Annotated in this window: 10 protein-coding genes; 6 read left to right on the forward strand and 4 right to left on the reverse strand. The window is 44.1% G+C overall.

Going from position 1 to position 14,078, the window contains the following annotated elements; all coding sequences use genetic code 11:
* The coding region (locus HMPREF2955_RS16550; RefSeq protein WP_210401288.1) for a hypothetical protein at positions 1-197 on the reverse strand (197 nt) is incomplete at its 3' end.
* A gap of 116 nt (positions 198-313) precedes the next feature.
* Between HMPREF2955_RS16550 and folP the strand changes: the two genes are divergently transcribed.
* The 3 genes from folP to HMPREF2955_RS07360 all read left to right on the forward strand — a co-directional run bounded on the left by folP (position 314) and on the right by HMPREF2955_RS07360 (position 3,019).
* Entirely contained in the window at positions 314-1,162 is an 849-nt protein-coding gene (gene folP / locus HMPREF2955_RS07350; protein ID WP_070722275.1) for a dihydropteroate synthase, read from the forward strand.
* Positions 1,163-1,226: 64 nt separating this feature from the next.
* Positions 1,227-2,000, forward strand: a complete 774-nt coding sequence (gene cdaA / locus HMPREF2955_RS07355) for a diadenylate cyclase CdaA (protein WP_009231644.1) — start codon at positions 1,227-1,229, stop codon at positions 1,998-2,000.
* Positions 2,001-2,548: 548 nt separating this feature from the next.
* The gene (locus HMPREF2955_RS07360) at positions 2,549-3,019 is read left to right on the forward strand and encodes a hypothetical protein (RefSeq protein ID WP_070722277.1); all 471 of its coding nucleotides are present in this window, start codon (positions 2,549-2,551) and stop codon (positions 3,017-3,019) included.
* A gap of 1,516 nt (positions 3,020-4,535) precedes the next feature.
* Here HMPREF2955_RS07360 and HMPREF2955_RS15775 read toward each other — a convergent pair.
* Entirely contained in the window at positions 4,536-4,733 is a 198-nt protein-coding gene (locus tag HMPREF2955_RS15775; protein ID WP_139145505.1) for a hypothetical protein, read from the reverse strand.
* A gap of 393 nt (positions 4,734-5,126) precedes the next feature.
* Between HMPREF2955_RS15775 and rpmH the strand changes: the two genes are divergently transcribed.
* Positions 5,127-5,282, forward strand: coding sequence for a 50S ribosomal protein L34 (gene rpmH, locus HMPREF2955_RS15110; RefSeq protein WP_009228614.1), 156 nt, complete (start codon positions 5,127-5,129; stop codon positions 5,280-5,282).
* Between the two features lie 1,435 nt (positions 5,283-6,717).
* Here rpmH and HMPREF2955_RS07365 read toward each other — a convergent pair.
* On the reverse strand, positions 6,718-8,379 hold the full coding sequence (locus HMPREF2955_RS07365) for an NERD domain-containing protein (RefSeq protein WP_168166873.1): 1,662 nt from the start codon (positions 8,377-8,379) through the stop codon (positions 6,718-6,720).
* A gap of 311 nt (positions 8,380-8,690) precedes the next feature.
* Positions 8,691-9,833, reverse strand: coding sequence for an SH3 domain-containing protein (locus HMPREF2955_RS07370; RefSeq protein WP_246830091.1), 1,143 nt, complete (start codon positions 9,831-9,833; stop codon positions 8,691-8,693).
* 364 nt (positions 9,834-10,197) lie between these two features.
* Between HMPREF2955_RS07370 and HMPREF2955_RS07375 the strand changes: the two genes are divergently transcribed.
* Entirely contained in the window at positions 10,198-10,422 is a 225-nt protein-coding gene (locus tag HMPREF2955_RS07375) for a helix-turn-helix domain-containing protein (RefSeq protein WP_070722282.1), read from the forward strand.
* Positions 10,423-10,450: 28 nt separating this feature from the next.
* Positions 10,451-12,760, forward strand: a complete 2,310-nt coding sequence (locus HMPREF2955_RS07380) for an outer membrane beta-barrel family protein (RefSeq protein ID WP_070722283.1) — start codon at positions 10,451-10,453, stop codon at positions 12,758-12,760.
* Positions 12,761-14,078 lie beyond the last annotated feature (1,318 nt).

Below are 14,078 nucleotides of genomic sequence, written 5' to 3' on the forward strand. Positions count from 1 at the left end.
TGCCAGATAAAAGCAAAAAGACAGTGAAGAGCAACACAAGGAACAACAATTGAACCCTTGCGGGGAATTTTTAGAACATGCCTAAACATCGCAAATGCGGCAAGGAGGGCAACATCGCGCACTGGTTGAAGTAACGAACGCGCGCCCCATTCCGCACCGCAAACCGCATAACCACGTGTTTTCAGGCCTTCGCCCAATGCGTCGGAGATTTGGAAACACGTTTGGCAAGTTCGGCAAATCGCCCCCAACGGCATCCACGCCACGGGCATACACCTTGCCCAACACGCCGCAAACAAGCATAAACCCTTAACAAATGTCGTTCTCAATCACAGTTAAACAGAAACTTTTCGACCTCTCAACGCCACGCGTAATGGGCATTCTCAATGCCACACCCGACTCGTTTTACGCTGGCAGCCGCGCACGAACTGAGAAACAAATAGCCCTACGAACCAACCAAATTATCGAGCAAGGCGGCACGATGATAGACGTAGGAGCATTCTCAACCCGACCAGGAGCAGAGCAAGTGAGCCAAGAAGAAGAAATGAAACGCTTGCGCAAAACACTCGCCGTGGTATGCAAAGAACAGCCAGAGGCCATTATCTCGGTAGACACCTTCCGCCCCGACGTGGCACAAATGTGCGTAGAAGAATTTGGAGTGGACATCATTAACGATGTTTCCGACGGCGGACTAACGGGAGTTGCCAACGTTCCGCTGGAACCAGAACCAGGCGAACTGCCGCAGATTTTCCACACCGTGGCCCGCTTGGGCGTGCCTTACATACTGATGTCTGTGCAACCCACGCTGCGCGATGTGCTGCTTGGGTTTGCCCGAAAGGTGTCGCAACTGCGTACTTTGGGCGTTAAAGACATCATTTTAGACCCTGGTTTCGGTTTCGGAAAGACGGTAGAAGACAATTACCTGCTGCTTAACGAAATGGAGAAGATGCAAGTGCTCGACCTTCCAACGCTGGTTGGCGTGTCGAGAAAGTCGATGATATACAAAACTGTGGGCGGCAATGCCGACACTGCCCTTAACGGAACCACCGTGCTACACACTATCGCCCTGATGAAAGGGGCCAACATCCTGCGCGTGCACGATGTGAAAGAGGCCGTAGAAGTGATTGCACTCTACAGCCGAACGATGTTGGCAACAACACCATAAACCCATCCATCACCTGCCCGAACGCGCTCATTGGCGGCCATCGGACTTACATAAACCAACCAATATGTTCTTCAACTTCGGAATAAAAGACATCATCGACATCGTGCTAGTGGCACTGATGCTCTATTATCTCTACCGACTGATGAAAGAGTCGCGCTCGCTCAACATCTTCATCGGCATCATGTTCTTTGTGCTGATATGGTTGTTGGTGAGCCAAGTGTTCGAGATGCGCCTGCTTGGAGGCATTCTCGACAAGCTTGTCAGCGTGGGTGTGATAGCCCTCATCATCCTTTTTCAAGAAGACATACGCAAGTTTCTCTATTCCCTAGGGGCCCATCAGCGCGTGCGCGGCGTGATGAAATACTTCTATAAGAACGACAACAACCCCAAAGAAGATAAGGAAACCATCATCCCCATCGTCATGGCCTGCATGTCGATGGCGCGCGGAAAGGTAGGCGCACTAATCGTCATCGAACGCGGCGAACCGCTAGACGACATCGTTGATACGGGCGACCTTATCGATGCCCGCATCAACCAACGCCTCATCGAGAACATCTTCTTCAAGAATTCTCCACTTCACGATGGTGCAATGGTTATCTCAAAAAAACGCATCAAGGCCGCGGGCTGCATCCTGCCCGTATCGCACAACCAAGACATTCCCCGTTCATTGGGCCTTCGTCACCGCGCTGCAATGGGCATCAGTCAGAGTAGCGACGCAATGGCCGTCATCGTTTCCGAAGAAACGGGCAACATATCCGTAGCCATTGGCGGCAAGTTCCGCCTGCGCCTTTCGGCAGAAGAGCTCGAAAGCATATTGACTGAAGAGGCGTTTAGGTAAGGGAAACAGCCTCACCCCCTACCCCTCTCCAAGCGGAGAGAGAACTAATATGCTAAGGAGATAAGGGGTTATGAAACGAAGGAGTTAAAACAGTATAGCGAACTTGTCTTGACTTTTAATATTTCTATAAACTGAGAGGAGTGCAAGACAAGTCAACTCACTGGCCTATAATCTCACGAAAGACCAACAAGTCCCAAATACATCAACTTACAAACCCACCAACTCACGAACTCACTAGGATATTAACTCAAAGACTTAAAAACTCATCAACAAACAAGCTAACCAACTAAAAAACACCAACTAAAAAACTCATCAACTCAAAAAATTATATTGTACACCCGATGGAAAGACGACCCCCAAACAAGGATCTGTACCTGACAGATGCGACTTGCTATGAGAGCCACCTACGTTTCCACACAGACGTCAAACTGCTTTGTGAGTGTTGCCAATGGTTTCACGACTCGCTTGTCTCCAAGAGCAAGCACCGTATTGTCAGCACCGGCCGTCCCAAGCTCCGTCCCATCGCCAGGGGCAAGTAAAACAAGCGTATGGTGTTTTGGGCAAAAGTCAACAACATACAGATTGACGGCGTATCATTTATAGGGCACCACTCCTTCAGGGCTTTCAACGAGGGCATGCGCCTTAAGCAATGCATTGAATATCGGGAATCGCTGACGGGAATCAAAGTCGGCCGCATCGGTGCCGACTCCATATATGCCAACAATGCCAACCGCACCACGTGTACGCCAAAAAGCATGATGACTTGTTTCGCCCAAAAAGAGCCAAAGTCCAAAGAGGAAGTCGGAGGTATCAAGAAGGCGAGAAGGATTATCGGAAACCTCAAGGTCACGGTAATGGCGGGCAGCTTTGGAAACAAGAAACAGCACTATGCCGTTGGGCGCAGCAAGGCACGCAACATGTTCTGCGAAACATTGCTACTATTCTACGGAATCCATACGGCAAATGCCGCCTTCCTTGCCGCAGGGCAGATGGCCAAGGGCATGAAGAAGGCAGCTTGATAAAAAAACAAGGTGGTTTTATACCGACCCATAGGCAGGTATGAAAGGAACAGGTGTGTCCAAACAGCTCGTCATTTGGGATTTATGCGCACAAAACACATCAAGAACTCTTCCAAAAACATTTTTCAAGGAATAAGGATGTGGCATTTGTCAACCTCCAAAGATTCCTAAGAGAGAATTAACTGGATTGCCCTAAAGTAAATCTGGTATAAGACATTTCCTTATAGTTGCGGATGCGAATTTGGGAGGATTTTTCTTCAAAGAGAAATGCAAAAGCATAGTAAATGGCCAAGAACGGAGGGGGACAGGTGCCCGAAAATTGCTCAAAAATCATCGCTTGGGCGCATTTTATATAGTTTTTAGCGGGTTTTCCTTTCTAGAATGGTTCGGCCGAAGAACGTGATTTGTAAAACATAATGACCAATTTAACAAATCGCCAGAAGGCTTTTCCCGAGATAAGAACACGGGCTCTGTATTGGCACAAACGATAGGGTTGAGCATGATGGGCGCAATGATGTGAACGATGTTAACCCCAATCGGCCATTGTCGGCTGTGCGGATTTAGTGTATTGTCGGGCATGTTGTCTGTCTTATAGTCAAACAGAATTGGGTTTGGAAAGCCATAGCTGCATTGTGAGCGAACAACTGTACTCCTTTTACTCAGCGTAAAGGTTTATGGATGCCAGACTACGCACGCTTTGCATTCAACTAACAAATATTATCCAAAAGCAATTCTGTTTGTCTATATTATTGAAGGCCTAGCAGGCTACGTCAAGGGAATAGGGGTGGGCATGATGCCGACAAGCAAACGAAAGGTGAACGGCAAACGATGGAAACAACCTAAAATGTTTGATGAGCTACCTAATGGTCTGTGGGGGGTAAGTTGTTATCGCAAAAGTTCAGCGTGCGGCTAAGTTTCCGTTCTTTTTGTCACAAGTTGTATAATGTTCGTTTCGCGCCGCATAAACATTCTGCCAAAAATCGAGCATAATAGAATAAAGGGAACAAGTTGGGTAGCTAGGGGCTTGATGCTGAAAAGGTTGTTGAAGTGTTAAAAAATTGCGCCCGAACAAAAAATATGTTCTAAAAGTTGGCGATATGTAAAATCTTATGCGTAACTTAGCACTCGACAAACGAAAGGGGTCTTTGCCACTGAAAAGCTCAACATACCGTGAACGACATTTAGTTGTGCAAATAAGACTTCCATTCAGCTAAACTAAAAATCTTAAATTCTACGCACAATGACGTTTACACAGATTCTCTCTTGCATCATTGCCCCTGTGCTAATGCCTCTATTTACACGCCGTGAACATTGGAAAGTGAAAGTGTACTTTTGTGTGCTTTGCGCACTTTGCACGCCTTTGGCTGGCATACCGCTTTTTCTTTTCTTGCGTAAGTTCTGACGTTCATCCGCATTTAGAATGAAACATCAACTTGCCGTGCATCAGCTTTGGCCACGGCAAGTGTAGAATGTTGCGCATGGTTATCGTGGTTGCGACATGGTTTGTTCTTTGAAGTTATGTGCCATGTCGTTGAAAGGTTTGCGCCTTGTATGCGGTTGCAGGGTGTAAGGGGAATGTGCGGAGTGTTTTTCGTTTAACGGCAGGTTCTGGTAAAGGCACGTTTCTTAGGCATGTTCTAAAATCCCCCATAAGGTTCTTCAATCGCTGTCCGTTGGTTTTGTTCCTCACTGTCTTTCTGCTTTTATCAATCATCTTTTGCTTGCTGTTTCAGTCGCATAGTCCACTACGCCCCTTCACGAAGTAAGCAAATCCATTCAGTTTAAAGCTAAAATACGGTAAAGCTAATTTTGTGTCCCCTGCCTTTAAGGTTTTTTCGTGTATGGCTTTTCGGTGGCTATTGGTTATATCTGGCATCTTTGGTTTGCCGTTTAGGTAGCATAGCACGCAATGTACCTTCAAGAGGTAAGCAAAATCTACTTAGGTAAAATCCCCAAAACCCCCAAAGCAAATTTTAGAACGAGCCTTAAAACCAACAAACTCATCCACTTAAATGCTTAAATCCTCATTATCATTTGGCTGTTTAAAAAGAAATAAGTAATTTTGCACCTCAAAAGCGAGATTATAACAATAAATTAAGATAAAGCAATGAAAAGAACATTTCAGCCCCACAACCGCAGAAGGGTGAATAAGCACGGCTTCCGTGAGAGGATGTCAACGAAGAATGGTCGTCGCGTTTTGGCTGCTCGCCGTGCGCGCGGTCGTAAGAAACTCACCGTTTCTGACGAACATCACGGCAAATAAGTCGCGGCCACGGCCTCGCTTAACGACATTGCAAGGCAGCGATGAAACAAATTGTTTCGTCGCTGCCTTGTTCGTTTGGGGAAACAAACTCGAACCCAACTGGCCTCGCCCCCAGCCCCAATCGGCCTCACCCCCAGCCCCTCTCCAAGGGGAGAGGGGATGGTATGCCTTGTTTATTCCCTCTTGTTAACTCATTAACTCGTCAGCTGGTTAACCTCTTCTCAACTTGTTCACTTGTCAATTCGTCAACTGGTTAACCTCTTCTCAATTCGTTCACCTGTTAACTCTTCAACTTGTTAGGCTTTCGTCAACTCGTCAGTTGATATAGCTTTCGTCACCTTGTCGGCTGATTAACTTCTCGTCAACCCATCACCTTGTCACCTCGTCAACTGATAAATCTTTCGTTAACTCGTCAACTAGTCAGCTGCTATTTGTCTTCTTTTCAGTAAGGATTTTGACGTTATGAGCACTTTAAAATCCACCAATCGTCCTCTCTGTCGCAAAAATTCAATTCTCGCAGAGGTTTGTTTAGGTGCAAAAGAGGGGACGACCTATAAGCGGTGGAAAACCGATTTATGACTGTGTTTAGATGCAAATTGCGCCGAAAATAGTGCATTTAACACCAAAACGCAAGGCTTTTGGCATCAAAACGCATCGCAAGTTGGTGCTTTTAGCCTTTCTGCACAATCGAAAACATGTGCAAAACATGCCAAAATACACATTAAAAACAGGTGTTTTAGTACCTAAAAGCTAGTTTTCGAGTGGTAAATGAATACGATTCAGCAACAATCTAGAAAGGTAAAATGGTGCTAAATGCAATTATTGTTCTCAAAAATGGAGTGAAAGACAAGCGTGTAAGGTGATATTTTATGCCTAATAGCATACTTTTAACCCTTTATTTTTCTGGAATGGGGTGGCGAGCAAGATGTGTTTTGTAAAGCAATAAGCATGATTTTAAGGTTGTGAGTTTATGAGTTGGTTAGTTGACAAGTAAACGCGTAGGCCTCTTAATGGTTTAACTGGTTAATAGGCGCAGCCATTATTTCACCTTTTCACCCTTTCGTGTTTCGACATAAATACAAGTCTTTTAGACATAAGAACATAAGGGACATAAAGCGGATGTGTTGGATTATCCCACCTTTATAAGTATGCCAAGGTGGTAAGGTCACCCAGCTTTTTATCATTAGATAGTGGGTAAGGAATAAGTTAATGAGTTGTTAAGTTAATGAGTTTGTAAGTTTGTGTGTGTAGGTGTCGTTAGTTATGAAGATAATAAGTTCGTGAGTTTATCTGTTGGCGGAATTAATTAAGAGCATACTTTATTAATTCCGCCAACAAGTTTATGATTCAAAATTTTACTCTTCGATAATTTTACCGTCATCCCAATTTCTATTAAAAGGCAAGACTACTTTATGTAAACGATTGAATAAAATCATTACCAAAAGATTGTTGACGCATCATGTTTTTCTTTCCAATGCTTCTCGTTCTTGAACCCCATTCCTTTTCGATATTGGTCATCGAATACAGCAGCAGTACAAGGGGTAAAGGTTATCACTTTGTCGGATTCTGCGTGTTTCTCCGTGAGCTGACCTGTTATATATGCGCCACAGATTTCGCCTTCGTCCGAACAGACCACATGACCATGTAAGTACTCTCGCATAATCAGAAAATCAAAGAAGTAGGACGGTTTCTTCTTTCGGGCAATAAGAGTCAGGATAAAAATCTCCAAATCATAAAACCGCACTGCCCAAGGATAGTTGTAGCCATCAGCAATGGTTAGAAATGAACTAAGATCTATTTGTATTTGCCCAAAAGCCTCTTGATTTACAATCATGTAAAAGTCATTGCCATCATAATCATCTGGATCAATGGTTTTTATAACTTTGCCAGTTTTGTCATACAGATTAAATTTTTCCCCCTTCTTCATCTTATCCTCAACACGTTTGCATTGAGTATATGCGTATCCTATGCTTCTATCGAAATCTTGTTTAATTCTTATAAAGGCACGTTCTGTATTGCGGAATGGTTCCTTATTTGTATAAGCTTTCGCCTCGATCACAAGCATTTTGCCTTTATATAGCACGATAATGTCTTGCTCGCAGCCATCAATGTAATAACCCTTGAAGACCTCGGCCTCCTTGCCGAAGAATTTTCTAAATAGTTCCACTATTTTTTTTTCAAGATAGGCTCCCTTGTGATGAGATAATCTCGAATTTACCTTTGATGAATGTTTGCATATTTCATCCAACAATGATTGAATTGCATGCAAAACTCTCTTCTCCTCAAATACTTGATATAAGCCATTTCCCAGTTTTACGATAGGCTTATCTACTATTGGGTTGCATCCGGTATAGTATAAGAAGTCTGAGTTGGTCCTTTCTGTTGACAATAACGAGAGTATTGTATTTACTTTCTGAAGTGGCAGGCCATCTACTGCAAGGTCAGTAGGCTTAAAGCGATTCTTAATTCCGGGGTCTGAACGAAAAGTGGATAATGCTTGGAGATTCTCCAAGGTGTCATGTGTCATAGATGGGAAATCGGTGCCAACATCTAAATCTGTGTAGTCTCGCCAATTTGCACGAAGTGGTGTCAATTGGGGGGTTGACAAAGAAGCAAAATTATATGTACACCATGAGTCTAAATTTTCATAGAATAGAAGAAGATCCGCAGTGCATAAGTCATACTTCTCCGTCAAAACATCATCCATTGGTGTATACACGTTTTCAATTTCTTCTATGACCTGTTCTTCATAGTTCAAGGGGCCGAGATTGAAATAACTCAAGAATGTCGGCATTGCTATATTTACCTTTCTTTTCCATTCTTCATTTACTTCACTTTCATCTTTTGGATAGAATAACTTAACGTGCTCTAAATCTATGTCTTTCAGTAGTTCTACAATGTGGTTCCAATCCTCATATGTATAATTAATCTCGCTATCGCCATTTGGTTCAACAGATAGCATAAGACCTGCAAGATAATACAATTGGCGCATAGGAGATGTTAGCTCTGACAGCTCTTGTCTTGCCTTGGCATTGGAAATACAAGTCATCAAGTCGGAAAGATGACCAAGCATATTTTGCGTCTTGTATTTTGCCATGAACTGCTTTAGCTCATTCGATATTTGTTCAAGTCTCGTTATATCCATTTTTATGTGAAAAATATTAATTAGGTAGTTTTGTCTTTTAAAATTTCTACAATTTGAGAAGGCTTTATTGTCGTTGCGATGCACAAACGAATCAAGATAAACGCTCCTCTTATGTGCGAAGTGTTGGACAAAATTACAATATAATTTGAAACCCTACACCAATTTTCAGTGGTAAAAAGTTGTCGTGTTACGAAAAATAACCTGTGGAGGTTGCTCAGTGCATTCTCTGCAAGTTGAATTCACCACATTACCCACTAGAAGATTTATTTCAAGAGGTTTGTTTTTAAGGTACACCTTATTCTACTTTTATGTATATATCCAGTTGTTTCATCTTTTGTTTGCACTTTCCACCATTGCCCATCATTATTCAAAATGGTTAGCATTTCGTTGGTTGCAACTCGTTTTATGACTTTTGATGTAGAGCTTGCTTTTTCACGGAGATTAGCATACCCGTCGGGGTCGTCAACGAAGTAAGTGTCATTGGGATCGATAGCATTCTCCATTAACAATACTGCTGCTACCAGCTCTTTCAATTGGCTGTTGCCATAATAATTGTTTTTTTCGAGGCGATGGGCTAAATGTTTGTCCTTAGACATGAAGTTGCTTAGATGTTGATATGCTTTTTCATCTTTTATTCCCCCGATGTTGTCTTTGTTCTTTGTGTCATACTCAATCAAACATTCCATCAAGTACGCCAAACACGCATCCTTTACTTGTTGCGCGTATTTTAATTTTGTGAAAAGCTCAAAATAGGCATAAACCAAGTCGTCAAACGGAGTCATGGTTTCGTTCGTTCTGTTAGACGTGCGGAATATTTCGGCAATGAGATTGCGGCGAAATCCCCTTTTCTTGTTGTTGTAGAATAATATGCTTTCTGCACAATCTCTATAAAATGAATGATTGGACATGTTTTTTGCAAAATCAATGCTTTTGTCCATAAGCATTTTGTTGCGTTCATAATCGATGTTAAAAACGATGTCTATTGCATATTCGGGATTATTTAAGAAGAAAGAAAGCGTTACTGCATTGTCATTGAACAACAGCTTGTTATAAGCTAGAAACTTTTCGCCTATACCGTTTTCTCGTGTAAAGAGAACCTTTTTGGCATCTTCTTCCGTTGGGTCTTCTTCCTTTTCGGGTTGGTAAAATAGTCCTTCTGCCTCTGTGAAGATAAACCTTCCCACTTCGTTAATCGTATATTCTATGCTCAGTCCTATATTTACGGTATGGTCTTGTGCCTTTTTATGAAGAGAAATGCCCCAATACTCCATACACCTATCCTGAAACTCTTGATACGTAGGAGCTTTATATCCATTTTCTTTGCCATATTCTTCCAATATAGCTGTTTGTATTAACGCTTGCTCATCCATTAGCTTTCTATTTACATAGGCAGTGTCTTTTGGCATGCTTGCATTTTTATTTCGTCCGTGGCAGGGGAACGCGAATAGGCTAAACAAGCACATCAAAGCATACTTACTTATCATCAGTTTGTGGTTTGAAACCAGTGGGTTGCATAATCTTCTAAGCATAAATCTCTATGAAGTTGTCTTTATTTTAATGTTATAAACTATGAGGGGGTATTGTCTTTGTGATGCGCAAACGAATCAAGATAAACGTTCCTCTCGCGTACGAAGTATTGGACAAAATTACAATATAATTTGAAATTCATCGTTCTAAGACTTTATTTTTCGATAATTTCAACGTCGTTCCTATTTATAATCGAAAGTAAAAAGATTTGGAAGATGTTAAGGAAAAACGTATCTTTGCATCATGACATTAAACTTATCCATAGAAGAATTCAAAACCCTTCGCAGGCTCCAGCACAGTAAGGAATTTCGGCCCTATTGGATTCAGATTACCTGCATACTGATGCTGGCGCATGGTCACGATGTGGAAACAGTCTCCAACGACCTTGGAATAAGCTTGCTCAGCGTGTACAACTATGCAGAGGCCTACAGGACGGGTGGCATTTCCAAACTGACCGACAACCGCTAAGTTGACGGTGCGCATTAAAATTAACTAGATGGTAAGGATTCTGACAATCATTTTGGCTGCCTCATGGTCGATGGCCATCGTGGCGCAAGAGAAGGTGACCGGGCATGTGTACGACCCGTCACACAAGGCTATCGTAGGAGCTACTGTTGTGATGCTCAGCAGTCCCGATTCAACTTATATCTGTGGTGAGGTGAGCGATGCCCAAGGGCGTTTCGTGATGCCGCGACCGCAGGGCGAGTGGATGATTGCGGTGTCGTGTTTGGGCTATGAAACCGCCATTGTCAGGCCGAACGTTGGCGACTCGTTGAGCATCGTGCTCAGCGAGGCACAGCATCAGTTGAACGAGGTGAGGGTACAGGCTTCGCGCCCTGTGTCGCAGCTTACCCGTGACGGCTTTCGCTATGTCGTTCGCGGCACGGCTCTCGCACGCGCTGGAAACCTTGAGGACGTGTTGGCCGCAATGCCGCTCATGAGAAAAACGGAAAGCGGATACGATGTGATGGGCAGAGGGCAGGCCGTGTTCTTTGTAGACGGCCGCCGCATATACACCTTGTCGGAACTCGACCATCTCTCGTCTGATGCCATCAAGAGCTTGGAGGTGGTCACAAATCCTGGCCCTGAATACGATGCCGCTATCAAGGCTGTGGTGCGGGTAACAACCTATACCAGCGTTGCCCAGGGGCTGAGCGTTGATGCTCGCTCTACATGGTACCAAAACCGCAACACCAGCGCGATAGAGCAGATGAACTTGCGATATAGTGCGCGGCGGTGGACGGTGTACGACAACTTTGAATACCGGTTGGACAACTATTTGAAATGGAAAGACCTCGCCCAAACGGCCTATGTAGACACGCTGTGGGACGAAATCAGCAATGAGCAGGAACATCGTAAGCACAACCGTGTGGAGAACACGGCGGGCATTGACTACCAAATTGCCGAGCAGTCGTATGTTGGTGGGCGATACCTGTTGACCCTCGACACGCGTAACCGCATGGATTTGAGTTCTACCAACCGTATCTCTGCAGACGGGCAGCCGTACGACCTACTGCGCACTGATGGGCAGGAGCGTGGTCACAGCAACCCGAGCCACCTAATCAATGTCTATTATTCTGGAGCCGTCGGTAAATTCAAAATCAATACCGACCTCGACTACCTCCACAGCACGACCGAGACAGACAATGCTTATGACGAGATAAGCCAAACCGGCCGTAGCCGTGTGTTCTCGGCTGTCAGCCATATCAACAACAGACTGTTGTCGCTGCGTGTCTCAGTCGGACACAAGCTGTGGCGTGGTGATGCAACAGTGGGCGCGGAGTATGTCCGTACTCGGCGCAACGACGATTACACCAGCACCCTTGGCGAGATGCCCACATCGCAGAGTTTGTTGAGGGAAACGCAGCGTGCGGCTTTTGCCGACTACTCTGTGCTGACCAGCGTAGGCCTCTTCGGTCTCGGCATTCGCGCGGAGGATTCACGGTTCACTTTCCATCCCGGCAATGGCGAGGCCGATGTGAACCAGTCCGTCTTCAGGGTCTATCCCAACCTTTCGTGGGGCATCCGTGTCGGGCAGTTGCAGGCCCAGTTGCTTTACTCCACCGAAGTCAGCCGCCCCACATATCGTCAATTAAGCAAGAATGTGCTCTACGGTAGTCGTTACACTTGGCAGATGGGCAACCCGTTGCTGCGGCCGGAGTATGTACACGAATTAACGCTGCAAGGCGTGTGGCGGATAGTTCAGTTCCAGTTAGGTTGCTCAGACACGCGCAACGCCATCATCAACTGGGGCACGCAGTCGGCAACGCACAGTGCAGTGTCGATAATGTCTTACCGCAACCTGCCGTCGGTTAAGCAGATGCGGCTGGCCGTGGTCGTCTCAAAGGGATTCGGAGCGTGGACGCCCCAACTTACAGCGGTGATGAACAAGCAGTTCCTCCACTTGACAACAGGCACGGGTGAGTACAACTTGAGCAGTCCCATCTGGGTTGTCAAACTATCCAACAACTTCCAGATAGGCCGCACGCTGTCACTCTTCCTCACTGCTGACTATCAGAGCCAGGGCGACTACCGAAACGTGCATCTCAGCCGCGACATGTGGTCGGTCAACTTCAACGCCGTCAAGACACTGTGCCACGACCGTCTGAGTGTGCAGCTCAAGGTCAATGACATCTTCGACAGCAAAAAGGACCGCAACGACATCTACAACGACCAAATGGTGATGCGCCTGCTAAACCGATACGACTTCAGAGCCGTCTCAATAACCCTGCGATACAAGCTGAACAGTAAGGACTACAAATCTCACAGTCACAGCGATGCCGACCAAGAAGTCAAGCGGTTGTAACTAACTGAACGTTTTCGTTAAGTCAAATGAACAATGTCGGGCTTGCCCGAACATTGTCATGGCGAGAAAACGCACTTTTAGAGGGACGAGAGAAGAACTTTCGGGAGTAGCTTGTATTCCTTTGCTTTTCTCGAATGGGGAGGTTAATAAGATGTACCTTGTAAAAAGTTAGGTGAAATGATGAGCTTATGAGTTTGCGAATTAACAAGTTAACGAGTTGGCTAGTTAACAGTTGACAAGTAAGCAAGTTTACAAATCAATGGGTTAACCATTAAATAGATGAAACTGTTATTTTCGCCTTTTCACTCTTTCCCTCTTTCACCTTTGCCAGAGGGTAAAGTAATACGTTTGTGAGTTTATCTGTTGGCGGAGTTAATTTGGCGCGTGCCTAATTAGCTCCGCTAACAAGTTTGTTACTCTACTCTTTTACTCTTCGGTAATTTTATCATCATCCCTAATCAGTTGTCCCTTTAAAAAAATGGCCCAGCGAAATTAAGATTGAGAGTAACTATTCAGCAATAAGGCGTATAAACTATTATTGATTATCAATAAGTTACACAAACAGACAAATACAAATTCTAGTAAAGTAATGTCATTTCGAGCCTTTTTGCCACAAAATTACGTTTATAAGTTCTTGATAATCAACGTTCATTATTGCTGAATAGTTACGATTGAGATAAATTCTTGGCGAAGTGGTTTTTTAAGGGACGATTAGATAATATGAATTATATTTTAATGAAGTCGTCTTGGCTTTTAATATTTCTATAAATTGAGAGGGGTGCAGGGCTAATCAACTTACTGGCTTATAATTTCGCGATAACCCAACAACTGGCGAATGCACCACCTCATCAACAAAAAAATCACAAAACCTCATCAACTCAAAACTTAAAATGATTATTTATATTTTACAATGTCACTCTAATTTTCACATCGTTCTAGCGAAAATATGGGTTAAAAAGTAGGTAAATAGGCACTATTTCTAGATTTTGTTGCCTTTCATTTTGTCTATTTTTAAGAACAAAGCCTGCATTTTGCACCATTTTACCTTTCTAGATTGGTTGCCAACTCATTATTGTTTACGCCCAATTACCCACTTTTAGCACCTAAAATCCCACTTTTTAACACCTATTTTACCCTTTTCGGCCATGTGTTTCGTGGTTTTAGAAGATTTTGTTTATACCATTGCGGTGGATATTTATGCTTTTCGCCTTGCATTTAGCAGCATTTTGCGCTGCATTTAGCACCAAAACACATCGCATTTAGTACCAAAACACCCTGCATTTTGCATCAAAACGCACTGCATTTAGCACCAAAACAC

The organism is Prevotella sp. HMSC073D09 (assembly GCF_001814145.1).
Classification (GTDB): domain Bacteria; phylum Bacteroidota; class Bacteroidia; order Bacteroidales; family Bacteroidaceae; genus Prevotella; species Prevotella conceptionensis.

Bases quoted from the DNA above. Each gene is read 5' to 3' on its own strand.
- HMPREF2955_RS07375 (WP_070722282.1), top strand. From the start codon at position 10,198: ATGACATTAAACTTATCCATAGAAGAATTCAAAACCCTTCGCAGGCTC.
- HMPREF2955_RS07370 (WP_246830091.1), bottom strand. From the start codon at position 9,833: ATGCCAAAAGACACTGCCTATGTAAATAGAAAGCTAATGGATGAGCAA.
- HMPREF2955_RS07365 (WP_168166873.1), bottom strand. From the start codon at position 8,379: ATGGCAAAATACAAGACGCAAAATATGCTTGGTCATCTTTCCGACTTG.
- HMPREF2955_RS07380 (WP_070722283.1), top strand. From the start codon at position 10,451: ATGGTAAGGATTCTGACAATCATTTTGGCTGCCTCATGGTCGATGGCC.
- HMPREF2955_RS07360 (WP_070722277.1), top strand. From the start codon at position 2,549: ATGGTGTTTTGGGCAAAAGTCAACAACATACAGATTGACGGCGTATCA.
- rpmH (WP_009228614.1), top strand. From the start codon at position 5,127: ATGAAAAGAACATTTCAGCCCCACAACCGCAGAAGGGTGAATAAGCAC.
- folP (WP_070722275.1), top strand. From the start codon at position 314: ATGTCGTTCTCAATCACAGTTAAACAGAAACTTTTCGACCTCTCAACG.
- HMPREF2955_RS15775 (WP_139145505.1), bottom strand. From the start codon at position 4,733: ATGATTGATAAAAGCAGAAAGACAGTGAGGAACAAAACCAACGGACAG.
- cdaA (WP_009231644.1), top strand. From the start codon at position 1,227: ATGTTCTTCAACTTCGGAATAAAAGACATCATCGACATCGTGCTAGTG.